We start from the raw sequence: 21,103 nt of genomic DNA, 5'->3' as shown, positions 1-21,103 counted from the left end.
ACAACAGCCCATTTGCCATTGGATCTCAGTGGGCTTCGGGATTCCACACTGCCTGCTTCACCTCGATCGCCTTGGGCAGCAACCGGTTCTGGAAAAACAAATCCGCCGTTGCCTGCTGCGCCTGAATGATCCCCTCATCAATCGGCAAAATCGGCGAAGGCGGGCGGTTGTCCATATAGCGCGCAACCACGTCGGCGGGCAGGCCCATGAAGTGGGTCAGCACGTTAAGGCTGTCCTCGCGCTGGCTGCGGGTCAATGCTTCGGCGGCGGTCAACTCACCCAGCAGGTCATGCACGAACCCAGCATTGTCCCGCGCATACTCGCGCCGTGCGGTGTACACCGGCCCCGACAACCCCAGCCCTTCACCATTGGCCAGCACATGGCTCGGGCTTTGGCTCAACGCTAGGGACGAGTAGGGCTCCCAGATCGCCCAGGCATCCACGCTACCTTGCTCAAACGCGGCGCGGGCATCGGCGGGTGGCAGGTACACCGGCTGGATGTCCTTGTAGCTCAGGCCTGCTTTATTCAGCGCGCGCAGGATCAGGTTGTGGGAGCTGGAGCCTTTCTGGAAGGCGACCTTCTTGCCTTTCAGATCCGCCACCGAATGCAGTGGGCTGCCATTGCGCACCAGAATGGTTTCGGCGCTGGGCTTGGGTGGTTCGGCACCGATGTACACCAGGTCGGCGCCAGCGGCCTGGGCGAACAGCGGCGGGATGTCGCCGGTGGAGCCCACATCCAGTGCCCCCACGTTCAGCGCTTCAAGCATCTGCGGGCCGGCGGGGAATTCGATCCACTTCACGTCCGTCTGCGGGAAGCGTTTTTCCAACAGGCCATGTTCCTTGGCGAGGACCAGGGCGATGGAGCCTTTCTGGTAGCCGATGCGCAGGGCGGCGGGCTCGGCCGCCCACGCAGTCTGACTCAGCAGCAGGGCCAATAACAGTGCTGGGACTTTCATGCTTGAGCCTCCTTGAAGCGATTTTCCGGGCGGGCCAGACCGAGGTTTTCGCGCAAGGTCGTGCCGCTGTATTCGGTGCGAAACAGTCCACGTCGTTGCAGTTCAGGCACTACCCACTGGGCGAAATCTTCAAGCCCACCGGGCAGATGGGGTACCAGGATATTGAAGCCGTCCGCCGCGCCGTTTTCGAACCAGTTTTGCAGTTCATCGGCGATCTGCACCGGCGTGCCGATCAGGCTGTAATGCCCGCGCCCACCGGCAATGCGCCGGCCCAACTGCGCCAGTGTCAGTTGTTCGCGGTGGGCCAGGTCACTGAGCAATTGCTGGCGGCTGCGTTGCCCGCTGTCGGTCAATGGCAGTTCCGGCAGCGGCCCGTCCAGCGGGTAGCCGGACAGGTCGAAATTGCCCAGCATGCGCCCGAGCAATGCCACGCCGACCTCGGGTTCGACCAAGTCCTGGAAGGCCGCGAATTTTGCCTGGGCCTCGGCCTCGGTATGCCCGACCACCACAAACACGCCGGGCATGATTTTCAGCGAGTCCGGCGCACGCCCGTATTGAGGCAGGCGCCCCTTGAGGTCGGCATAAAACGCCTGGGCATTGCCCAGCGACGTCTGCGCGGTAAACACCACCTCGGCGGTTTGCGCCGCCAGATCGCGGCCGGTTTCCGACGAACCCGCCTGCACGACCACCGGCTGGCCCTGGGGCGAGCGCGCCACGTTCAACGGGCCTTTGACCCGGAAGTGTTCGCCTGCATGGTCGAGCACGTGCAGCTTCGCCGGGTCGTAGTAGTTGCCGCTGGCTTTGTCGCGCACAAAGGCGTCGTCTTCCCAGCTGTCCCACAGGCCCGTCACCACCTGATGAAACTCGCGGGCGCGGCGGTAGCGCTCGGCATGGTCCACGTGTTCATCACGGCCGAAATTCTGCGCCTCGGCAGCGGCGTCCGAGGTCACCAGGTTCCAACCCGCGCGCCCTCCCGACAGGTGATCCAGCGAAGCGAATTTGCGCGCCACGTGGTAGGGCTCGTTATAGGTGGTGGTTGCGGTGGCGATCAGGCCGATATGTTCGGTCACCGCGCTCAGTGCCGAGAGCAGGGTCAGCGGCTCGAAATGATCCGAGCGCGCCATATGGCTGGCGATCTCGCCGGTGGGCGCGGCAATGCTGTCGGCCACGAACAGCGCATCGAACCGGGCCGCTTCGGCCACCCGCGCCAGGTGTTTGTACTGGGCGAAATCCAGCCCGGCATTGGCCGGCACGTCCGGATGGCGCCAGGCGGCCACATGGTGCCCGGTGGCCATGAGAAAGGCGCCGAGTTTGAGTTGACGGCTCATGTCAGAAATCCTTGCGCAGTTGCACGCCGAAGTAACGTTCATCGTCACGGGGTACGGCGCGGTAGATGTAGTTGCCGCCGCTGGCCAGCAGCGGCGAGTAGGATTTGTCGGCGAGGTTTTTCGCCAGCAGCGCCACGCGCCAGCCGTTGCTGTAGTCGGCCAGGGCCACGCTGGCGTTCCAGATGCCGTAGGCGCCTTGCTTGGTGTCGAGGTTCTGGCTGATGTCGTACTGCACTTCGCTTTGCCAGCTGTAGTCGGTGCCCAGTTCGATATCCAGGCCGTTATCCAGCGGGATGGTGTAGTCGGCGCGTACGTAGCTTTTCCAGTCCGGGCTGTAGGGCAGCGGTTTGCCATTGACGTTGCAGGTGGCCGCCGCGCCCGCCGGGCAGGCGAATTCATCGATGCGTGCACGGGTGTAGGCCAGGGCGCCGGAGAGCTTGAGTTGCTGGGTGGCCTGCAAGGCGTAATCCAGCTCGACGCCTTCGGTGCTGACGCTGCCGGCGTTGATCAAACGGGTCACCACTTGGCCGGCGACCGTGTCGAAAAAGTTGGCCTGGTAGTTGTCGTAGTCGCTGTGGAATACCGCCAGGTTGGTGGTCAGGCGGTTGTTCCAGGCGGTGGCCTTGATCCCGGCTTCCCAGGTATTGGAGGTTTCCGGCTTGAGCGCATCGGTGTCGCGCGGCTGCATGTTGAAGAACACGTTGTAGGCCGGGCCCTTGTAGCCGCGTGAATAGGTCAGGTAACTGGTGACGTTATCGCTGATGTCGTACTGCACGCCGAGGCGGCCGGACCAGCCGTCTTCGTCCACCGAGCCGGAGCTGGAGGTGGCCGGTTGAATCCCGCTGACGGTGGTGGCCGAGGTGGACACACGGCGGTGATCGTATTTCAGATCGTCATGCGTGTAGCGCAGGCCGGCGATGCCGCGAAAGCGCGAGGTGAAGTTGAGTGTGGTTTCGCCGAACGCGGCGTAGCTGTCGCTGGTGGTGCTGTAGTCGGCGATGCCACGCTCGGTGCGGGTGGTGGTGGTGAGTGTGGTTGTAGTGAGTGTGCGCTGGTAGGTCTCTTCGTCCTTGCCATGCATGTAGAACAGGCCGCCGACGTATTCCAGGAATTCACCCTTGGGCGAGGCCAGGCGCAGCTCTTGGGAGTATTGGTCGAAGTCCAGCTGACCCTTGTCGGCGGTGCCGGGGAACGCGGCGGTCACACTGCCGAGGCGGTCGCCGTCCTGGTACTGGGTGTTGTCCCAGCCGCGCCAGGCGGTGATCGAGGTCAGGGTGTAGTCGCCGAGGTTCCAGTCCAACTGGGCGGATAAACCTTTGTTGGTGTCTTGCACATGGCTGCGGGTGTCGGTGTTGATGTCGCGGTTGTCGCTGGACGCGCGCACCGGGCTCAAGGCGTTGCTGAAGGCCGGGCTCAGCGACTTGCTGACGACACCATTCGGCGCGTCGTCGTGGGACTGCATGTAGTCGGCGATCAGGGTCAGCGTCATGTCGTCATTGGGGGTGAATTCCAACTTGCCGCGAATGCCCTTGTGGTTGTAGCCGTTGACCTCCTGGCCGTTGTGCTGGTTGTCGACGTTGCCGTCGTAGCTGCCGAACAGCGTGCTGACCGAGCCCTTGAGCACGTCCGGCACCAGGCTGCCGCCGATGCCGAAGCGGGTGCGGCTTTCATTGCCGCTGTAGTAGGACTGGTCGATATAGCCGTGGGTCTCGGCGGTCGGCGCCTTGCTGGTGATATTCAGCACACCGGCCGAGGCATTCTTGCCGAACAGCGTGCCTTGGGGACCGCGCAGCACTTCGATGCGCTCCAGGTCGAGCAGGTCGAGGGTGGCCTGGCCGGGGCGCGCGTAGACCACGCCGTCGATCACCGTGGCCACGGTCGGCTCCACGCCGGGAGAGGTGGAAATGGTGCCGACGCCCCGCACAAACAGCGAGGTGTCCTTGTTCGATGCTCCCGTGCGGAAATTCAGCGACGGCACTTGTTGCGCAATGCTTGCCACGCCGTTGCGGTTGTCGCGCTCCAATTGCTCGCCGTCCAGTACCGAGACCGCCACCGGGACTGTCTGCAGGGATTCTTCGCGCCGGGTGGCGGTGACGGTCACCGTTTTGAGGGTGGCTTGCGGCTCGTCGGCGGCAGCGGTGCCGGCCACTGGAAGCGCAGTCAGACCGGCAAGAAACAATAAGTGAGAGTGTTTGTGCATGCTGTGCCCGCTCAAAAGAAATGCCCTGGTCCGCTGCGGTTCTGCGACCGTCAGCGCCTGTGAAACTGTCGTGGGCATTCGCTTGAGCGAGTAGCAGACAGCGCGCTTTGTTAGCGCTAACATCGGCATTATTGTGAGCTCTGCTTTAGAACGTCAAATACTTAAAAATTAGTCCTATATTCTTTTTGGTTGTTAACAGGGTTTTCCCGTGAACGAAGACAAACCGCGCAAACGCCGTGGCGCCGGGCGTGTCACCTTGAATACGGTGGCGCGCCAGGCCGGGGTATCGGCGATCACCGTGTCGCGTTACTTCAACCAGCCCGAGCAGGTGTCGCCTGAACGGCGTGAACGCATTGCCCAGGTGGTTGCCGAGCTGGGTTATGTGCCCAACCTGGTGGCTGGCGGGTTGGCGTCGGCGCGTGGGCGGATCGTGGCGATGGTGATCCCGAACATCTCCGGGCCGATTTTTGCCAACACGATCCAGGGCTTCAGTGACACCCTCAGCCAGCACGGCTATCAACTGTTGCTGGCGTCGAGTTACTTCAGCGCCGAGCAGGAAGAAAGCGCGGTGCGGGCGTTTCTCGGCTGGTCGCCGGCAGCGTTGGTGCTGACCAGCCGCTTCCACAGCGCGGCCACTGAAAAGATGATCGCCGACGCGGATATCCCAGTGGTGGAAACCTGGGACTACGTGCCCGAACGCGCGCCGGTGCAGATCGGTTTTTCCCACTACCAGGTCGGCGTCACCGCCGCACGCTACCTGCATGACAAGGGCTATCGGCGCATGGCCTTTGTGCACAACAGCGTGGCGGGTGACTTCAGCGCCCAGGAGCGTGGCGAAGGCTTTGCCGCGACCCTGATCGAGCTGGGCGTGCAGCCCGAGACGTTTGTCCCGGACGCCGACCGCGCAGCGTTCGACGCGGGCAGGCAGGCCATGGAAACCTTGATGGGCCACGCCACACCGCCGGACGCGATTTTCTTCGCCAACGACAACCTGGCCGCCGGTGGCCTGCTGGCCGGGCAGCGTTGCGGGTTAAAGTGTGCGGTGCTGGGGTTCGGTGACTACCCGTTTGCCGAGATGCTGCTGCCGAGCCTGAGCACGATCAAACCGCCGGCCCTGGAGATCGGCGTCCTCGCGGCAACCTGCGTGCTGCAAAGCCTGGGCGTGTTGCCGCAGGCCGTAGAGCGTTTGAACCTGTTGGACTGCCACTTGATCGAACGGGAAAGCGCCTGAGCTTTTCTGCCGCCCACAAGGATTTGCCCATGACCGAACCTGCCCCCAAGACCCGCCGTGCGCCCAAAGGTGAAAAACGCCGCGAAGAGCTGCTGGACGCTGCCTTGCAAGTGTTTTCCCTGGAAGGCTACAGCGGTGCGTCGATGGCCCAGGTGGCGGGCATTGTGGGGATCTCGGTGGCCGGGTTGCTGCATCATTTTCCCAGCAAGATCTCGCTGTTGATGGGCGTGTTGCAGCGGCGCGATGAGGTCAACCAGCGAATTGCCGATGAAGTGCGTGCGGAGAAATCCCTGAATGGTTTGCTCGGCAGCCTGCGGGCGATCAATCGCTCGAATGCCACGGCGCCTGGCGTGGTGCGCGCGTTTACCATCCTGAATGCCGAAAGCCTGCTGGACACCCAACCGGCGTGGGCGTGGTTCCAGGCGCGCTACGCAGCGATTCACCAACGCATGCAAGGGCAGTTTGCCGACCTGGTGGCGGCGGGGGAGGTGCGCGGTGATGTGGACATCGCCGGGCTGGTGGAGGAGATCCTGGCCATGATGGATGGCCTGCAGATCCAGTGGTTGCGGTTTCCCGAGCAAGTGGATTTGGTGGCGCGCTTCGATACCTACATTGCGCGGGTCGAAGCGGCCATCCGAACCTGAGGCCAAACCTGGTCCAAATGTGGGAGGAGCAAGCCCCCTCCCACAAAAAGCACCTTCTTTTACCCGTCAGTTACCGGCAGCGCTGCCCTGGGTAGTGTCATCGCTCATGTCATAGCCATCACCATCGCTGGTGCCGCCATCCCCTTCATTCTGATGCAGCACACCGCCGGTTTTAACCGTCGATTCACGCAGCGTCGAATTAAGCGCCGAACGCGGCAGCGGGTTGCTGGTGGTGGTCGACAGTTCCTGGCGGAACGGGTTGACCAGCTTGGTGTTCAGGCGGATGTCCTGGGACGACGCGCCCACCGACAGGTTGAAGCTGTCAGCGTCCACCACCCATTGCTTGCTCTTGACGTCGTAGTAGGCCAACGAGCGGTCGTTAAGCTCGATGGTCACACGCTTGCTCTCGCCCGGCTTCAGGAACACCTTCTTGTAGCCCTTGAGTTCCTTGAGCGCACGCTCGACTTTCGGGTTGTTCTGGCCCACGTACAGCTCGGCGACTTCGGCGCCTGCCACCTTGCCGGTGTTGGCCAGGTCAAACGACACCTTGATCGGCGCCCCTGCGACCGCCACCCCCGGCGTCACGCTGATGTTGCTGTAGCCGAAGGTGGTGTACGACAAGCCATAGCCGAACGGGTAGAGCGGCTTGATGCCTTTTTTCTCGTAGCCGCGATAGCCCAGGAACAGGTCGTCCTTGTAGCTCATCTCGGCCAGGGTTTCCTGGTTGTCGAACTTGGGGAAAGTCGCGTAGATCGGGTTGTCTTCGATGTTGCGCTCGATGCTGATCGGCAGCTTGGCCGACGGGTTGACCTTGCCCAGCAGGATCTCCGCCAGCGCCTGGCCGCCGTTCTGCCCAGGGTAGAACGCATGCAAGGCGGCCGGTACCTGATCGATCCAGTCGCTCATCTTCAGCCCGGTGCCGCCGTGCAGGGTGACCACGGTATTCGGGTTGACCTTGGCGATGCTCTGGATCAGTTGGCCTTGGAACTCCGGCAGGTCGAAGCTGTGGTCGAAGCCTTCACCTTCGTATTCATTGCTGTTACCCGCCGCCACCAGCACGGCGTCGTACTTGGCCAGGTCCTGAGGTGCGACCAGCGACGCCCAGCTCATCTGCACGCCCACCAGACCGCCCATGGTCGAGAGGTAGCCGTTGCGGCGCGAGTATTCGAGCTTGATGTCGACGGCTTTGCCGGCTTCCAGATCAACCTTGGCGAATACCGGAATGGTCGGCGGGATGCTGTTGTTGGGCAGCGGCTTGCCGTCACCGTTATCCAGCACTTTCTTGCCGTTGACGTAGAGGCGCACGGCACCGTCGGCGCGGACCTTGAACACTTGCTCGCCACTGACCGTCGGGGTGATCTGACCGCTGTAGCGGATCGAGGTGGCCGCCGTATCGCCGTTGACCGGCAGGCTGTCGGTGGACCAGTCCAGGTCGACATGGCGGTCGGTGCGGCTGGCCGCCGGGTCGCCGGACCAGTTGGTGTTGCTGAAGAACTCGGTTTTCACGCCCTTGACGCTGCTGCCGTCGTTGTCGGTGTGGGTCCAATTGGAGGCCGTCGGGTCCAGGGACAGGCCGTCGATAAAGTCGACCTTGGCACCCGGCGCCAATTGCTGCAGGCCGCTCAGCTCGCTGATGTAGTTGGCCGCCATCACATTCGCGCTGCCGAAACCGGTGGGCGGTGCGTACTTGGCCAGGTTGCCGACCACCGCGATGGTCTTGACCTTCTTGGCATCCAGGGGCAGCAGGTTGTTCTGGTTTTTCAGCAGCACGATGCCTTCGCGCGCGGCGTTCAAGGCCACGCGGTTGCTGGTGGCGCTGTTCATGTTGTGGCTGGTCAGCGGCGCTTTGCTGTCGAACTTGTACAGGTAGATCTGCTTGAGGATGCGCCGCACCTTGTCATCGATGGTCGCGCTGCTCAGCTCGCCGCTGTCCAGGAACGGCTTGAGCACCGTGCTGTTCATCTGGTAGCCCATCATGTCCAGGTCGGTGCCGGCCTGTGCCGCCGGCAAGCCGTCGACCACGGCGTTGTAGTCACTCTGCACGAAGCCTGGGTAGCCCCATTCGGTCTTCAGGATGTCGCGCATCAAGTGTTTGTTCTGGCAGGCGAACTCGCCGTTCACCTTCTGGAACGCGCACATCATCATCGCCACCTTGCTGTTCTTCGAGGCGGACTCGAAGGGCGGCAGGGTCATCTCGCGCAGCACTCGCTCGCTGATGATCTCGTCGAGGTGGAAGCGGTTGCTTTCCTGGTCGTTGGCCGCGAAATGCTTGGCGTTGGCCCACACGCCACGGGACTGGATGCCGTTGATCACCGCCGGCCCGAGGCTGGCGCCGAGGAACGGGTCTTCACCGGACAGGTACTCGAACGCACGGCCGCTGTAGGGCATGCGGTACAGGTTCACGCCGGGGCCGGTGACGAACTGATAACCGCCGCTGGCGGTGTCGTAGCCCAGGGCGCGGCCCAGGTCGATGGCGCGGCGCGGGTTCCAGCTGGCGGCCAGGTTCGGGCCGGAAGGGTAGACCACGCCCTGGGCGTTGCCTTCACTGGTGTAGCGCACACCAACGCCGCCGTCGGCACCGTGGATCTGCGGGATGCCGTATTGGCTCAGCGGCTTGACGTCCCAGCCACCGGTGCCGCCGATGTAGGCGAGTTTTTCTTCCATGGTCATCTTCGCCAGGGTTTTGTCCGCAGCCTTTTCCGCACGGTTCACCCGGCCTTCGTCCAAGGCGGGGCTGGTGGCTGCATGCACCTGGGACACGGCCAGCGCCAGCAGGGCAAATGCCGACTGTGCACCGATCATTTTGCGTTTATTCATGGGTTTCTCCGACAACTGTTCAGTAAAAATAGGACGACGCTCGTCACTTTTTCGTGGGCAATAGTTCGCCTTGATCGCAATGTTTAACCGATGGCTAATTGCAATTACTTGGCGGATTTTGCAGATTCTGTAAGTTTAATAATTGTATTAGTTGTTGTTATAGATGATGTCTTGGCGATATCACGAGATGGCATTTTGAACCGCGAAAACCGCATAATTAAGGCAATTCTTGCGGTTATAAGTCAAACAAAAGCTAATTTTTGCGTGAAATAAGAAATATTTCATTACGATTTTGAACTAAGGCTAAACCTACCAGTCGATTGGTTTAAGAAAATAGTTGCTGGCATGGCGAACTAGTGGCTTTGCTCGGTAGTTCTAAAAGGCCATGTTTTATACACGCTGTCATACACAACGCTTTGGTGTAGGGTCTTGAACCGATTCAAGGCGCCACTTGAGCGGTTTGCGTTTTTTTATCTGGAGAATGTTTATGAAGAAGTCCCTGCTGGGTGCCGGTTTTGTGCTGGGCGTTGCATTGAGCGGCGCGGCCGTTGCGGCTGAAGCCACGGACGCGGATGCCAAGTCCGGCACCGCCGATTCCACCGTGCTGACCCAGACCCATGACGCCAAGGCCGCGAAAAAACAGAAGGCGGAAACCACCAAGGGCGGGCGGCCGTTGAATGGCACCCAGAGCGCGCCGAAGACCTCGAACTAACGGGAAAAACGCAATCCCCTTGTGGGAGGGGACTTGCCCCCGATAGCGGTGTATCAGCCGGAGTATGCGGCAGCTGGTCCACCGCTATCGGGGGCAAGCCCCCTCCCACAGGGGTTCCCAGAGTCCTTCAGAACATAGCCCCTCAGATAGTCACCCATGCCAAGCCCCTCAACGCCCATCAACGCCTGCGACATGCACATCCCGCACACCGAACAGGTCTGCGCATGGCTGATGCAGCACGCCGGCTTGAAAACCGTTGACCTGGAACGCGCTCGGCGCCTGTCCCAGGAGTCGGACGACGCCGAATTGCTCGGCCTGCTCACGCGGCTTGGGCTGGTCTCTGAAGTGGAACTGGCCCGCGCCTGGGCCGACCTGCTTGGCGCACCGCTGTTACTGGCGGACGCCGCGCCACCGTTGCTCGACCCGTTGCCTGCCTTGACCGAGCGCTTCATGCGCCATTATCAGGTGGTGCCCGTGGGCTGGAGCCAGGGCGGCTTGCGGGTGCTGGCGGCCAACCCGGCGCTGGTCTATCCGTTCCAGGCCATGGCCTATGCCTGCGGCGTGCCGGTGTGGCTTTCGGTGGGGCCGCGCAACGAAGTCGACAGCCTGATCGAGCGCTACTACGGCCAGGGCCGCTCGGCCATGGGCACCCTGATCGAAAACCTCGACGAGCAGGGCGGTGCGCTGGAAGACATCGAACACCTCAAGGACATGGCCTCCGAAGCGCCGGTGATTCGCCTGGTCAACCTGATCCTGCAGCGCGCGGTGGAACATCGCGCCTCGGACATTCATATCGAACCTTTCGAAAACCAGCTCAAGGTGCGCTACCGCATCGACGGCGTGCTGCACGAGGCCGAGGCGCCGCCGTCCAGCTCGTCGGCGGCGGTGATTTCGCGGGTCAAGATCATGGCGCGGCTGGACATCGCCGAACGCCGCCTGCCCCAGGACGGGCGGATCATGCTGCGCATCCAGGGCAAGGAACTGGATTTGCGCGTGTCCACGGTGCCCACCAGTTTTGGTGAATCGGTGGTGATGCGTTTGCTGGATCGCCAGACGGTGCAGTTCGATTTCCAGAGCCTGGGCTTCGACGGGCAGCGCCTGGAAACCTTCCTCGAAGTACTCGAACGCCCCCACGGCATCCTGCTGGTCACCGGCCCGACCGGCTCGGGCAAGACCACTACGCTGTACACCGCGCTGTCGCGGCTCAATACCGCCGAGCGCAAGATCATCACCGTGGAAGACCCGGTGGAGTACCAGCTCGAAGGCATCAACCAGATCCAGGTCAAGCCGGCCATCGGACTCGATTTTGCCAGCGCGCTGCGCTCGATCGTGCGTCAGGATCCGGACGTGATCATGATCGGCGAGATCCGCGACCTGGAAACCTGCCGCATCGCCATCCAGTCCTCCCTCACCGGCCACCTGGTGCTGTCCACCCTGCACACCAACAGCGCGGCGGCGAGCATCACGCGCCTGCTGGACATGGGCGTGGAGAGCTACCTGATCGCCTCGACCGTCAACGGCATCCTCGCCCAGCGCCTGGTGCGCCGCCTCGACCCGGCCACCCGCGAAGCCTTCGAAGCGCCGGCGGAATTGATTGCCGAACACGGCCTGGAGCGCTTTACCGAGCAGCGTCCGATCCTGCTCTATCGCCCTCGCGCCGACGCACCGGGCGGTGGCTACCACGGGCGCAGTGCAATCACCGAATTACTGGTGATGAACGAGGAACTGCGCAGCCTGCTGATGCGCCAGGCTGACGCCGCCACGCTGGAGCAGGCCGCCCGTCGTGGTGGCCTGCGCACCTTGCATGAAGAAGGCCTGCGTCAGGCCGTGGCCGGGGTCACGTCCCTGGAAGAAGTGCTGCGCGTGACACGCGGGGAGGGCACGTGAGCCTGTTCAAATACCGCGCCCTCGACAGCCAGGGCACCCCGCACAATGGCACCCTGGAAGCCAAGGACCAGGACGCCGCCGTCGCCGCGCTGCACAAGCGCGGCTTGTTGTTATTGCACATTGATGTGGCCGGCGCCCAAGGGCTGCGCAACGCGTTTGGGCGCGGGCAGCTGAACGGCGCGGCGTTGGTCAGTTTTACCCAGCAACTGGCCACGCTGCTGGGCGCCGGGCAGCCGTTGGAGCGCTCCCTGGGCATCTTGCTCAAGCAGCCCGGCCAGCCCCAGCCCCGTGCGTTGATCGAGCGCATTCGTGAACACGTCAAGGCCGGTCAGCCCTTGTCCAAAGCCCTGGAAGAGGAGGGCAGCCAGTTCTCGCCGCTGTACCTGAGCATGGTGCGTGCGGGGGAAGCGGGTGGCGCGTTGGAAAACACGTTGCGCCAGCTCAGTGATTACCTGGAACGCAGCCAACTGCTGAGGGGCGAGGTGATCAACGCGCTGATCTATCCGGCGTTCCTGGTGGTCGGCGTGCTCGGCTCCCTGGCGCTGTTGCTGGCGTATGTCGTGCCGCAGTTCGTGCCGATTTTCAAGGATCTGGGCGTTCCGATCCCGTTGATCACCGAAGTGATCCTCGGCCTGGGCCAGTTCCTCGGCGCCTATGGCCTGGCGGTGTTGGCTGGGCTGATCGTCGGCATCTGGGGGTTGCTCGCTCGCCTGCGTGATCCCCAACGGCGTGAACGCTACGACCGCCGTGTGCTGGGCATTCGCCTCATCGGCCCGCTGCTGCAACGGGTCGAAGCCGCCCGCCTGGCGCGCACCCTCGGCACCTTGCTCAGTAACGGCGTGGCCCTGCTGCAAGCCCTGGTCATTGCCCGCCAGGTCTGCACCAACCGTGCCCTGCAAGCGCAGGTCGCCCAGGCCGCCGAGTCGGTCAAGGGCGGCGGCACCCTGGCCAGTGCCTTTGGCACGCAGCCACTGCTGCCGGACCTGGCCCTGCAAATGATTGAAGTCGGCGAACAGGCCGGCGAACTGGACAGCATGCTGCTCAAGGTCGCCGACGTGTTCGACGTCGAAGCCAAACGCGGCATCGACCGCCTGCTCGCCGCGCTGGTGCCGTCCCTGACCGTGGTCATGGCGGTGCTGGTGGCGGTGATCATGCTGGCGATCATGCTGCCGCTGATGAGCCTGACCAGCAATATATGAACCCCCGAGGACCCACCCCCATGCGCTCAAAACCTGCACGCCGCCAAAGCGGTTTCACCCTGTTGGAAATGCTTGCCGTCATCGTGCTGCTGGGCATCGTCGCGACCATTGTGGTGCGCCAGGTCGGCGGTAACGTCGACAAGGGCAAATACGGCGCGGGCAAAGCGCAACTGGCCAGCCTGTCGATGAAAATCGAAAGCTACGGGCTGGATGTCGGCTCACCGCCCAAGACCCTGCAGCAGCTGGTCGAAAAACCCGGCAACAGCGCCGGTTGGGCCGGGCCATACGCCAAGCCGTCGGACCTCAAGGACCCGTTCGGCCATGCCTTCGGCTATCGCTTCCCCGGCGAGCACGGCGCGTTCGACCTGATCTTCTACGGCCAGGACGGCCAACCCGGCGGCGAAGGCTACAGCGCCGACCTGGGCAACTGGGAATAACCCATGGCCAGCGCCCAACGCGGCTTTACCCTGCTGGAGATGCTGGTGGTGATCGTCTTGATCAGCATCGCGGCCGGGTTAGTCGGGTTTGGCCTGCAACAAGGTCTGCGCGCAGCGAAAGAGCGCCAGGCGGTGGGGCAGATCGTCGAGGCGCTGCGCAGCACGCGGGCGCGGGCGATTGTCAGTGGCACCACGGAAAGTACCGTTTTCGATTTGCGCAACTTGAGCGTCCAGGCGCCCGGTCGCCCGAAACAGCACTGGCCGGCCGGTTTGCAAGTGACCCTGCACACCGCCGAGCAAGCGGGCTCGGCAGTGGATTTCTATCCCGATGGCAGCTCCACCGGCGGCAACCTGCTACTGGCCAACGGCAGCCGGCGTTGGCGCATCGACATTGGCTGGCTGACCGGCAGCGTCCAGTCCAGGGCCCTGCCATGAAGCACCAGCGCGGTTTCACCCTGCTGGAAATGCTCGCCGCGCTGACGCTGATGGCGATCTGTAGCACGGTGCTGCTGGTCGCCTTTGGCCAAAGTGCACGCTCGCTGTTGCAGGTGGCCCATAGCGACCGCCTCACCCATGCGGCCTTGAGCGTGATGGATCAGGAGGGCACGGGCCCGCTGGCGAGCGGCACGCGCCAGGGCGAAATGGACGGCGTCGCCTGGCAACTGCGCATTGCCCAACAGCCGAGCCGCATCGGCCAGGCGCACCTGTTTCGCCTGGACCTGAGCGTCAGCGAAGGCCCGCGCCAGGCGCAGTTCAGCACCCTGAAACTGCGTGCTGCCGGGGCCGGTTTGTGAAGCCTCGCCAGCAGGGTTTTACCCTGCTCGAAATCATGATTGTGCTCAGCCTGCTGGGGGTGTTGCTGACGTTGGTTGGCGGCGCGTTGCTCGGTGCCAATCGCGCGGTGCTCAAGGCCCAGCGTTACACGGTCAGCCTGGACGAAATGCGTGCCGCCCAGCAGTTTTTGCGCACCGCCATCAGCGAGGCGTTACCGCTGGATGTGACCGAGGACGACAGCCAGGTCGATGGTTTTTTCACAGGCGAGCCGCAGCGCATGCAGTTTGTCGCGACCCTGCCCGGTGTGCTCGGCGGCGGCATTCAGCGTTTCACCCTGCAACTGACCGGGCCCGATGCGCCGCGTGATTTGCAGGTGGCGTTCGCCCGGTTTGAGTCCCTGGCGCAAGTCAGCGTACCGGCCTCGCGCAGCGAGCCACAGGTGTTGCTCAGGGGCGTCGAAGACCTGCAATTGAGCTATCGCGGCCTGTCGCCCAAGGGTCAGGCCACCGGCTGGATCAGCGCGTGGCCGTGGCCCAAGCGCCTGCCCTACGCGGTGCGGATTGCCGCCCGGGTCAACGGTCCGGTGCCGTGGGTGACCCAGGTGGTGGCCTTGCGCTTGAACCTGTCCGGCGGGGCGCCCGAATGATCAGGCATCAACGCGGTGTGGCGCTGTTGCTGGTGCTGTGGGTGCTGGCCTTGCTCAGCCTGTTGCTCGGCGGATTGGCCGGCTGGGTGCAGTTGGAAACCCGCCAGGCCGCGTGGCATCGCCAGCATACCCAGGCGGTGCTGGCGGCAGAGGCGGGCGTGGCGCTGGCGATGCAAGCCGTGGCCGACCCGTCGCAGCGCAAGCAATGGATTGCCGACGGGCGTGAAATCCCGCTGGTGTTTGACGACGCGCAGTTGCACGTAAGCCTGCGCAGCGAGCGCGGTAAGTTGTACCTCAACAGCGCTGAGGTGGGCGATTTTGCTCGCCTGGCCCTGGCCTGCGGTGCCACCCAGGCCCAGGCCAAGCAATTGGCCAGGGACCTGGAGATGCGCCGCAACCAAGGCCTGGCGCCGTTTCGGGTGGTGGAAGAAGTCCGGCAGTTGCCGGGCATGACCCAGGCGCTGTACAGCGCGCTGGTGCCGGAAATCAGCCTGTGGAGTGGCCTGGACCGGCCCGACCCGGCCTTCGCCAGCCCGTTGATGCGCCACGCCCTCAACCTGCCACACGCCAGCGCGGTGGGTGCCGACCCCGGTGATGTGCTGGTGGTCAGCAGCCGCGCCCAACGCCCCGGCGGTTACCACGCCGAGCTGCAAGCCACGGTGTTATTGAGCCCCGCGCAAGGCAGCGCACAACCTTATCGAGTCCTACGTTGGCAAGAATGAATAAATACCTGGAGCCCGCCGTGCAGCGTTGGCAAGGCAGCCTGTTGCAACAGGGCTGGGACCTGTGGCTCAAGGAGCTGCGTGGCTGCCTGCCTGGCTGGTTATTGCCCCATGACATGCCCGAGCGCGTCTACCCGTGGCCGCTCACTGCGCCTGTGCAAAAGCTCCCTGGCGAGGCACGCCAGGTGTTGTTGCTGGCACCAGACGCGGTGCTGGTGCAGAGCCTGCAATTGCCGGTGGCCGCCGCGCGCAACCTGTCGACGGTGGTCGGTTATGAACTGGACCGCTTCACCCCGTTCGACGCCGCCCAGCTGTACTTTGTCGCCCGTCAGGAACGCCGCACAGCCACCCATCTGCAGGTGACGCTGGTGGCAATCCTGCGCGAGCGCCTGGACCAGATCCTCGACGACTGCGCGGCACTTGGCTTGCAACCCCACGCCGTGGATGTCTGCGACAGCGCCGGCGTGCCCATGGGCATCGACCTGCTGCCGGCGCCGTTGCGTCCGCGCCAGCGCCCGGCGGGCAAGGGCCTGCAACGCAGCCTGCCGTGGCTGTGCGGCGCCTTGCTGATTGCCGCCATGCTGCTGTGGCTCAACGATCGCCAGCGGGTACTCGACGCCATGCAACACAGCGTGCAGTCCCAGCGCGCCCAGGTCGCCGAAGTCCAGGCCCTGCGCCAGCAACTGCTCAATACCCGCGGCGCCGCGCAGTACTTGATCCGCCGCAAGGCCGCGCAGCCGCCCCTGGCCGCGCTGCTCAGCGAGCTGACCGCCTGCCTGCCGCCCGACACCTGGATCGACCAGTTGGAAGTCAACGACGGCGCCGACGTGTCCTTCTCCGGGCAAAGCGCCAAGGCCAGCGCGTTGATCACCCGCATCAAGAACTGCCGCAGCCTGGAAAACGCCCAGTTCGAAGGGGTGATCCAACCCGATGCGCAAACCGGCAAGGATCAGTTTTCCTTGCGCGCCCACCTGCACCAGGAGGCCGCCGATGCGCCGACCACTGACACCCCGTGAACGCCGTGGCGCCGCGTTGATCGCCCTCGCGCTGGTGCTCGGCGCCGCCTATTGGCTGTTGATCGACAGCTGGTTTGCCGGCCCGTTGCGCACCTTGGGCGAACAGGCCGAGCAACTGCGCGAACAGCAGCAGCGCTACGCCGGCGTGTTGCGCCAGGGCGACAGCCTGCGCCAGCAACTCGAAGAAGCGCGCCAGGACCCGGCCAGCAGCACCAGCCTGTTGCCCGGCGATGACCCCAGCGCGGTGGCCGCCGACTTGATGCAGCGCATCGCCGACCTGATCAACAGCCGCGCCGGCCTCGGTGGCGGCTGCAGCCTGACCCAGCGCATGCCCATCACCCCTGAGCAAGACGATGCCGAGCCCTATCGCCAAGTCAAAGTCAGCCTGACCCTCAACTGCGCCATCGAGCCCTTGACCGCGATCCTGCATGAGCTGGAATACCAGCGGCCGTTTCTGTTTGTCGATGAAATGAGCATCCGCCGCGCCCCGAACGCCCCCGCCAGTGGCGGCGCCGGTAAGCTGGTGGTGCACCTGTTGGTGCGCGGCTACCTGCAACCGGCCGCCGCCGCGCAGGTGCGCCGATGATCAGCACCTTGCGTCCCCTGGAATGGGGTTTGATCGGCGTGGCCGGGCTGTTGGGTGTGCTCATGGCCGGCATCCTCAGCAGCCTCGGCGACGCGCCGCAGTGGTTACCGCCGCCCGCGCCCGATAGCCGCGCCAATGCCTCGGCCAAGGTGCTGGTGGCCCCGAGCGCGACCCTGGACAGCCTGGCCGGTACGTGGCAGGCGCCGTTGTTCAGCCCCGACCGCAGCCCCGACCGCGCGGTGGGCCAAGGCGCTGTCTCCAGCCTGTCGAGCCTCACGCTGACTGGTATCGTCCTCGACGGTGACCTGCGCGTGGCGTTGCTCAAGCGCGCCGATGGCCCACCCTTGAAAGTCCACCAGGACCAGACCCTGCCCAACGGCTGGCGCCTGGAACACCTGACCCCCCGCGACGCCCGTTTCGTACTTGACGGCCGCAGCCAGACCTTGAGCCTGCGGGCCCTGCGTTTGCCGCCGCCGTCCAGCACACCGCCGATTACCCTTCCTCACGAGTCCACCCCTTGATCGATACTTTCCCTGGCGCCTTGCGCACCACCGCATTTTGCCTGGCCACCGCCGTCGCCCTCGGTGGCTGCGGGACATTCCCCGAGCACCTCGACCCGGACGACGCCCTGTTGCACGAAGCGATGCAGGGCACCGGCTCACAACGTCCGCCCGTGGACCCGGCCAGTGAACAGACCCCGGTCGACAACGGCCAGCCCCAGGCAAAAACGCCGCCTCAGCGCCAACTGATTCGCGGCAATCAGCAGTTCGTGCGCCAACCGGTTGCGGCGGCGTCTGCGAAGGAGGAGGGCGGCGGCGACATCGTGTTCAACTTTGCCGACCAGCCGATTGAAGCGGTGATCAACAGCGTGATGGGCGATCTGCTGCACGAGAACTACAGCATCGCCCAGGGCGTGAAGGGCAACGTCAGCTTCTCCACCTCCAAACCGGTGAACAAACAGCAGGCATTGTCGATTCTGGAAACCCTGCTGTCCTGGACCGACAACGCGATGATCAAGCAGGGCAGTCGTTATGTGATCCTGCCGGCCAACCAGGCGGTGGCGGGCAAGCTGGTGCCGGAAATGCGTGTGTCGCAACCGTCCAGCGGCCTGTCGGCGCGGCTGTTTCCACTGCGCTACATCTCTGCCACTGAAATGCAGAAACTGCTCAAGCCGTTCGCCCGGGAAAATGCATTCTTGCTGGTGGACCCGGCGCGCAATGTGCTGAGCCTGGCCGGTACCCCCGAGGAACTGGCCAACTACCAGGACACCATCGACACCTTTGACGTGGATTGGCTCAAAGGCATGTCCGTCGGCGTGTTCGGCCTGCAACGGGCCTCGGTGGCCGAGCTGATGCCCGAACTGCAAAAGATGTTCGGCCCCGACAGCGGCATGCCGTTGGCGGGCATGGTGCGATTCCTGCCGATCGAGCGCACCAACTCGGTGGTAGCGATTTCTTCGCAACCGCAATACTTGAGTGAAGTCGGCGACTGGATTCACACCATCGACGAAGGCGGCGGCAACGAGCCGCAAATGTACGTGTACGACGTGCGCAACATGAAGGCCAGCGACCTCGCCAAGTACCTGCGGCAGATCTACGGCAGCGGCGCGATCAAGGACGACACCCCGGCCAAGGTCGCCCCCGGTTTGCGCACCGCGACCTTGTCGTCGCCGGGCACCAACAGCACGTCCGGCAGCACACCGGGTGGGCTGAACACTACCCAGCCGGTGGTCGATGACGAAGCGCAGGAGCCCGAAGCCGAGGACAGCGCCGAACCGCAAACCACCGAAGGCGCCCCGGCCAAAAGCCTCGACGCCGGCACGCGCATTACCGCGCAGAAAAGCAGTAACCAACTGCTGGTGCGCACCCGTCCGGTGCAGTGGAAAGAGATCGAATCGGCGATCAAACGCCTCGACAATCCGCCGCTGCAAGTGCAGATCGAGACGCGCATTCTTGAGGTCAAACTCAGCGGTGAACTGGACCTCGGCGTGCAGTGGTACCTGGGACGCCTGGCGGGCAATTCCACCAGCACCACCGTGGCCAACGCCTCCGGCAGCCAAGGTGCACTGGGCGGTGGCGGGGCCGGGTTGGGGGCGGCGGATTCGTTGTTCTATTCCTTCGTCAGCTCCAACCTGCAAGTGGCGCTGCATGCCCTGGAAACCAACGGCCGCACCCAGGTGCTGTCGGCGCCGTCGCTGGTGGTGATGAACAACCAGCCGGCGCAGATTCAGGTGGGGGACAACATTCCCATCAGCCAGACCACTGTGAATACCGGTACTTCAGATACCACGTTGAGCAGTGTTGAATATGTGCAGACCGGGGTGATCCTGGATGTAGTGCCGAGGATCAATCCGGGTGGGTTGGTGTACATGGATATTCAACAACAGGTCAGTGATGCACAGGACCAGGCGTCCACTGGCAGCGATACGCCGACGAACCCGCGTATCTCCACGCGTTCGGTGTCGACCCAGGTGGCGGTGCAGAGTGGGCAGACGGTGTTGTTGGGGGGGTTGATCAAGCAGGACAACGCGGAGTCGGTGAGTGCGGTGCCGTATCTGGGCAAGATTCCTGGGTTGCGGTGGTTGTTTGGGAATACCAGCAAGTCCAAGGATCGGACCGAACTGATCGTTTTGATTACACCTAGGGTGATTACCAGCAGCAGCCAGGCCAGGCAGGTGACGGATGATTATCGGCAGCAGATGCAGCTGTTGAAGCCGGCTAACTGAAGGAACGTAGTCAAAAGTGTGGGAGGGGGCTTGCCCCCGATAACGGTGTGTCAGTTGATGCAGACGGTGACTGAACCACCGCTATCGGGGGCAAGCCCCCTCCCACATTTTTAACCGAGTACACCAGACACACACACGCGGCCTGACAGCCGACCAGGATGTTGGATCTGACCGAGTACATATCCGTTGCTGCGGTAACGGCTATCTACGGATTATCCTGATGAAGTTGCGTAGAGATCTATGTTGCGATGGCAATGTCATTGGCTAGCGAAGCGGCAACATCAACGTAATCGGCGATAGCCCTGGGCACGGTATGAACCCTGCGTACTTGGTATAAAAGCTCGAAAGGCGCTCGTTCAGTGGATGAACAATCAGTGCGCTGGACCCGATGGCATTCGAGGCGCTGATGGCGCGCTCAATGGCGTCCTGCAGCAGGTCGATGGCATAGCCCTGGCCTTGAGCCGCTTGAGTAATACCCATGCGCCCCAGCAGGGTTACAGGATGAACGCTTGGCGAATTGCGTTGATGGTTCTTCGGGGCGACATTCGCGCGGGCGATGGAACCACTCGAGAGCGTGTAATACCCCATGACAATCGAGGTGTCCTTGCGGCAGACGACGTAAACCACAGCTTGTTTGGCTGCCTGAGCCTTACGCGCCTGCATGTGCAGGTAATCGTCGATCGACCGTTCACCTGAATCGAATTGATCCAGGATGTGTTCGCCGTTCAGCTTTTCGGGGGCCCTCAGCTCCACCTTTTGGGTCTTTCGAGAAGTTGATGCAGGCATTCGTTACCTCGTATCGGGTTGGCATCCATGGCCTGTTCGAATGCGTCAAATGCGACGTCGTCAAGAAGGAACAGACGCTTATCCAGGATGACTTCTTCTGCTTTTTGGCAAGCAGCCTCCAGAATGAAGCTGGTCCGATCCCGACCGGACAGGGCCGCCGCCAGATCGATCAGGTTGCGCTTTCTTTCGTCCGCTCTCATGTTGATCGGAACGGGTTTGGGTTTTTCAATAATTGCAGCCATGCTGGGTTCCCACCTTGGAAGGGTTGTTTTCAGGTCTTAGCCTCCTCGGGTGGATAGTAAGGTGCCTGTGTATCTTATGTCTATACGAGTATATCTGTTGGATATACGTTTCTGCGTGTCAGATAGACGTTCAACTGCGCTTTCAATCCGCCGAAAACGCAGCAATTCTCCATAAACTCATTGCCTTTTCCTGATG

The 21,103-nt window shown here is 63.2% G+C and carries 20 protein-coding genes; 14 read left to right on the top strand and 6 right to left on the bottom strand.

The genetic code is table 11. The annotated features are described in order from the left end of the window. Window positions 1–25: 25 nt before the first annotated feature. The 3 genes from DNK50_RS20810 to DNK50_RS20800 are packed head-to-tail and all read right to left on the bottom strand — an operon-like array spanning window position 26 to window position 4,483. Complete coding sequence (locus DNK50_RS20810) at window positions 26–955, bottom strand: sulfonate ABC transporter substrate-binding protein (protein ID WP_112196090.1); 930 nt, start codon at window positions 953–955, stop codon at window positions 26–28. Beyond that, window positions 952–2,283, bottom strand: coding sequence for an LLM class flavin-dependent oxidoreductase (locus DNK50_RS20805; protein ID WP_112196089.1), 1,332 nt, complete (start codon window positions 2,281–2,283; stop codon window positions 952–954). The genes DNK50_RS20810 and DNK50_RS20805 overlap by 4 nt, the downstream gene beginning before the upstream one ends. 1 nt (window position 2,284) lies before the next feature. Then, window positions 2,285–4,483, bottom strand: coding sequence for a TonB-dependent receptor (locus tag DNK50_RS20800; RefSeq protein WP_112196088.1), 2,199 nt, complete (start codon window positions 4,481–4,483; stop codon window positions 2,285–2,287). Window positions 4,484–4,691: 208 nt separating this feature from the next. On the opposite strand from DNK50_RS20800, the gene DNK50_RS20795 reads away from it, so the two are divergent. Beyond that, window positions 4,692–5,714, top strand: a complete 1,023-nt coding sequence (locus DNK50_RS20795; protein WP_112196087.1) for a LacI family DNA-binding transcriptional regulator — start codon at window positions 4,692–4,694, stop codon at window positions 5,712–5,714. Window positions 5,715–5,743: 29 nt separating this feature from the next. Then, entirely contained in the window at window positions 5,744–6,358 is a 615-nt protein-coding gene (locus DNK50_RS20790) for a TetR/AcrR family transcriptional regulator (RefSeq protein WP_099586532.1), read from the top strand. A 66-nt stretch (window positions 6,359–6,424) separates the two neighbouring features. On the opposite strand, the gene DNK50_RS20785 is transcribed toward DNK50_RS20790, so the two are convergent. Next, on the bottom strand, window positions 6,425–9,175 hold the full coding sequence (locus tag DNK50_RS20785) for a glycoside hydrolase family 3 protein (RefSeq protein WP_112196086.1): 2,751 nt from the start codon (window positions 9,173–9,175) through the stop codon (window positions 6,425–6,427). 487 nt (window positions 9,176–9,662) lie between these two features. On the opposite strand from DNK50_RS20785, the gene DNK50_RS20780 reads away from it, so the two are divergent. The 12 genes from DNK50_RS20780 to gspD all read left to right on the top strand — a co-directional run bounded on the left by DNK50_RS20780 (window position 9,663) and on the right by gspD (window position 19,879). Continuing rightward, window positions 9,663–9,887: a hypothetical protein gene (locus DNK50_RS20780; RefSeq protein WP_099586534.1), complete on the top strand. Its 225-nt coding sequence runs from the start codon at window positions 9,663–9,665 to the stop codon at window positions 9,885–9,887. 192 nt (window positions 9,888–10,079) lie between these two features. Then, complete coding sequence (gene gspE / locus DNK50_RS20775; RefSeq protein ID WP_160385074.1) at window positions 10,080–11,774, top strand: type II secretion system ATPase GspE; 1,695 nt, start codon at window positions 10,080–10,082, stop codon at window positions 11,772–11,774. Continuing rightward, a complete protein-coding gene (gene gspF / locus DNK50_RS20770) occupies window positions 11,771–12,973 on the top strand; it encodes a type II secretion system inner membrane protein GspF (protein ID WP_112196084.1) in 1,203 nt (400 codons plus the stop codon). Before gspE ends, gspF begins: the two co-directional genes overlap by 4 nt. Window positions 12,974–12,993: 20 nt before the next feature. After that, window positions 12,994–13,410: a type II secretion system major pseudopilin GspG gene (gene gspG, locus DNK50_RS20765; RefSeq protein WP_095185610.1), complete on the top strand. Its 417-nt coding sequence runs from the start codon at window positions 12,994–12,996 to the stop codon at window positions 13,408–13,410. 3 nt (window positions 13,411–13,413) lie between these two features. Continuing rightward, window positions 13,414–13,845 (top strand): type II secretion system protein, encoded by a 432-nt coding sequence (locus DNK50_RS20760; protein WP_112196083.1) that lies wholly within the window; start codon window positions 13,414–13,416, stop codon window positions 13,843–13,845. Beyond that, window positions 13,842–14,204, top strand: coding sequence for a prepilin-type N-terminal cleavage/methylation domain-containing protein (locus tag DNK50_RS20755; RefSeq protein ID WP_099586538.1), 363 nt, complete (start codon window positions 13,842–13,844; stop codon window positions 14,202–14,204). Before DNK50_RS20760 ends, DNK50_RS20755 begins: the two co-directional genes overlap by 4 nt. Continuing rightward, on the top strand, window positions 14,201–14,830 hold the full coding sequence (locus tag DNK50_RS20750) for a prepilin-type N-terminal cleavage/methylation domain-containing protein (protein WP_112196082.1): 630 nt from the start codon (window positions 14,201–14,203) through the stop codon (window positions 14,828–14,830). The genes DNK50_RS20755 and DNK50_RS20750 overlap by 4 nt, the downstream gene beginning before the upstream one ends. Continuing rightward, on the top strand, window positions 14,827–15,552 hold the full coding sequence (locus DNK50_RS20745; RefSeq protein ID WP_112196081.1) for a general secretion pathway protein GspK: 726 nt from the start codon (window positions 14,827–14,829) through the stop codon (window positions 15,550–15,552). The genes DNK50_RS20750 and DNK50_RS20745 overlap by 4 nt, the downstream gene beginning before the upstream one ends. Continuing rightward, window positions 15,549–16,568 carry a PilN domain-containing protein gene (locus DNK50_RS20740; RefSeq protein ID WP_112196080.1) on the top strand — a complete coding sequence of 340 codons (1,020 nt, stop codon included), beginning with the start codon at window positions 15,549–15,551 and terminating at the stop codon, window positions 16,566–16,568. Before DNK50_RS20745 ends, DNK50_RS20740 begins: the two co-directional genes overlap by 4 nt. Beyond that, complete coding sequence (gene gspM / locus DNK50_RS20735) at window positions 16,543–17,154, top strand: type II secretion system protein GspM (protein WP_112196079.1); 612 nt, start codon at window positions 16,543–16,545, stop codon at window positions 17,152–17,154. Before DNK50_RS20740 ends, gspM begins: the two co-directional genes overlap by 26 nt. Further along, the gene (locus DNK50_RS20730) at window positions 17,151–17,675 is read left to right on the top strand and encodes a general secretion pathway protein GspN (protein ID WP_099586542.1); all 525 of its coding nucleotides are present in this window, start codon (window positions 17,151–17,153) and stop codon (window positions 17,673–17,675) included. Before gspM ends, DNK50_RS20730 begins: the two co-directional genes overlap by 4 nt. Next, window positions 17,672–19,879: a type II secretion system secretin GspD gene (gene gspD, locus DNK50_RS20725; protein WP_112196078.1), complete on the top strand. Its 2,208-nt coding sequence runs from the start codon at window positions 17,672–17,674 to the stop codon at window positions 19,877–19,879. The genes DNK50_RS20730 and gspD overlap by 4 nt, the downstream gene beginning before the upstream one ends. A 264-nt stretch (window positions 19,880–20,143) precedes the next feature. On the opposite strand, the gene DNK50_RS20720 is transcribed toward gspD, so the two are convergent. Both DNK50_RS20720 and DNK50_RS20715 read right to left on the bottom strand, forming a co-directional pair. Then, window positions 20,144–20,665 carry a GNAT family N-acetyltransferase gene (locus tag DNK50_RS20720; RefSeq protein ID WP_112196077.1) on the bottom strand — a complete coding sequence of 174 codons (522 nt, stop codon included), beginning with the start codon at window positions 20,663–20,665 and terminating at the stop codon, window positions 20,144–20,146. Further along, window positions 20,623–20,907, bottom strand: coding sequence for a DUF1778 domain-containing protein (locus DNK50_RS20715; RefSeq protein ID WP_099586545.1), 285 nt, complete (start codon window positions 20,905–20,907; stop codon window positions 20,623–20,625). Before DNK50_RS20715 ends, DNK50_RS20720 begins: the two co-directional genes overlap by 43 nt. Between the last annotated feature and the right edge of the window lie 196 nt (window positions 20,908–21,103).

This window comes from Pseudomonas sp. LG1E9, from assembly GCF_003290225.1.
GTDB classification, from domain to species: Bacteria; Pseudomonadota; Gammaproteobacteria; order Pseudomonadales; family Pseudomonadaceae; genus Aquipseudomonas; species Aquipseudomonas cyclaminis.
This window is presented reverse-complemented; position numbering and strand designations above follow the sequence as displayed.

Coding starts and splice junctions, on each gene's coding strand:
- DNK50_RS20805 (WP_112196089.1), bottom strand. CDS start 2,283: ATGAGCCGTCAACTCAAACTCGGCGCCTTTCTCATGGCCACCGGGCAC.
- DNK50_RS20790 (WP_099586532.1), top strand. CDS start 5,744: ATGACCGAACCTGCCCCCAAGACCCGCCGTGCGCCCAAAGGTGAAAAA.
- DNK50_RS20745 (WP_112196081.1), top strand. CDS start 14,827: ATGATCAGGCATCAACGCGGTGTGGCGCTGTTGCTGGTGCTGTGGGTG.
- DNK50_RS20720 (WP_112196077.1), bottom strand. CDS start 20,665: ATGCCTGCATCAACTTCTCGAAAGACCCAAAAGGTGGAGCTGAGGGCC.
- DNK50_RS20780 (WP_099586534.1), top strand. CDS start 9,663: ATGAAGAAGTCCCTGCTGGGTGCCGGTTTTGTGCTGGGCGTTGCATTG.
- gspG (WP_095185610.1), top strand. CDS start 12,994: ATGCGCTCAAAACCTGCACGCCGCCAAAGCGGTTTCACCCTGTTGGAA.
- DNK50_RS20760 (WP_112196083.1), top strand. CDS start 13,414: ATGGCCAGCGCCCAACGCGGCTTTACCCTGCTGGAGATGCTGGTGGTG.
- DNK50_RS20810 (WP_112196090.1), bottom strand. CDS start 955: ATGAAAGTCCCAGCACTGTTATTGGCCCTGCTGCTGAGTCAGACTGCG.
- DNK50_RS20800 (WP_112196088.1), bottom strand. CDS start 4,483: ATGCACAAACACTCTCACTTATTGTTTCTTGCCGGTCTGACTGCGCTT.
- DNK50_RS20730 (WP_099586542.1), top strand. CDS start 17,151: ATGATCAGCACCTTGCGTCCCCTGGAATGGGGTTTGATCGGCGTGGCC.
- DNK50_RS20785 (WP_112196086.1), bottom strand. CDS start 9,175: ATGAATAAACGCAAAATGATCGGTGCACAGTCGGCATTTGCCCTGCTG.
- DNK50_RS20755 (WP_099586538.1), top strand. CDS start 13,842: ATGAAGCACCAGCGCGGTTTCACCCTGCTGGAAATGCTCGCCGCGCTG.
- DNK50_RS20715 (WP_099586545.1), bottom strand. CDS start 20,907: ATGGCTGCAATTATTGAAAAACCCAAACCCGTTCCGATCAACATGAGA.
- DNK50_RS20740 (WP_112196080.1), top strand. CDS start 15,549: ATGAATAAATACCTGGAGCCCGCCGTGCAGCGTTGGCAAGGCAGCCTG.
- gspM (WP_112196079.1), top strand. CDS start 16,543: ATGCGCCGACCACTGACACCCCGTGAACGCCGTGGCGCCGCGTTGATC.
- gspE (WP_160385074.1), top strand. CDS start 10,080: ATGCACATCCCGCACACCGAACAGGTCTGCGCATGGCTGATGCAGCAC.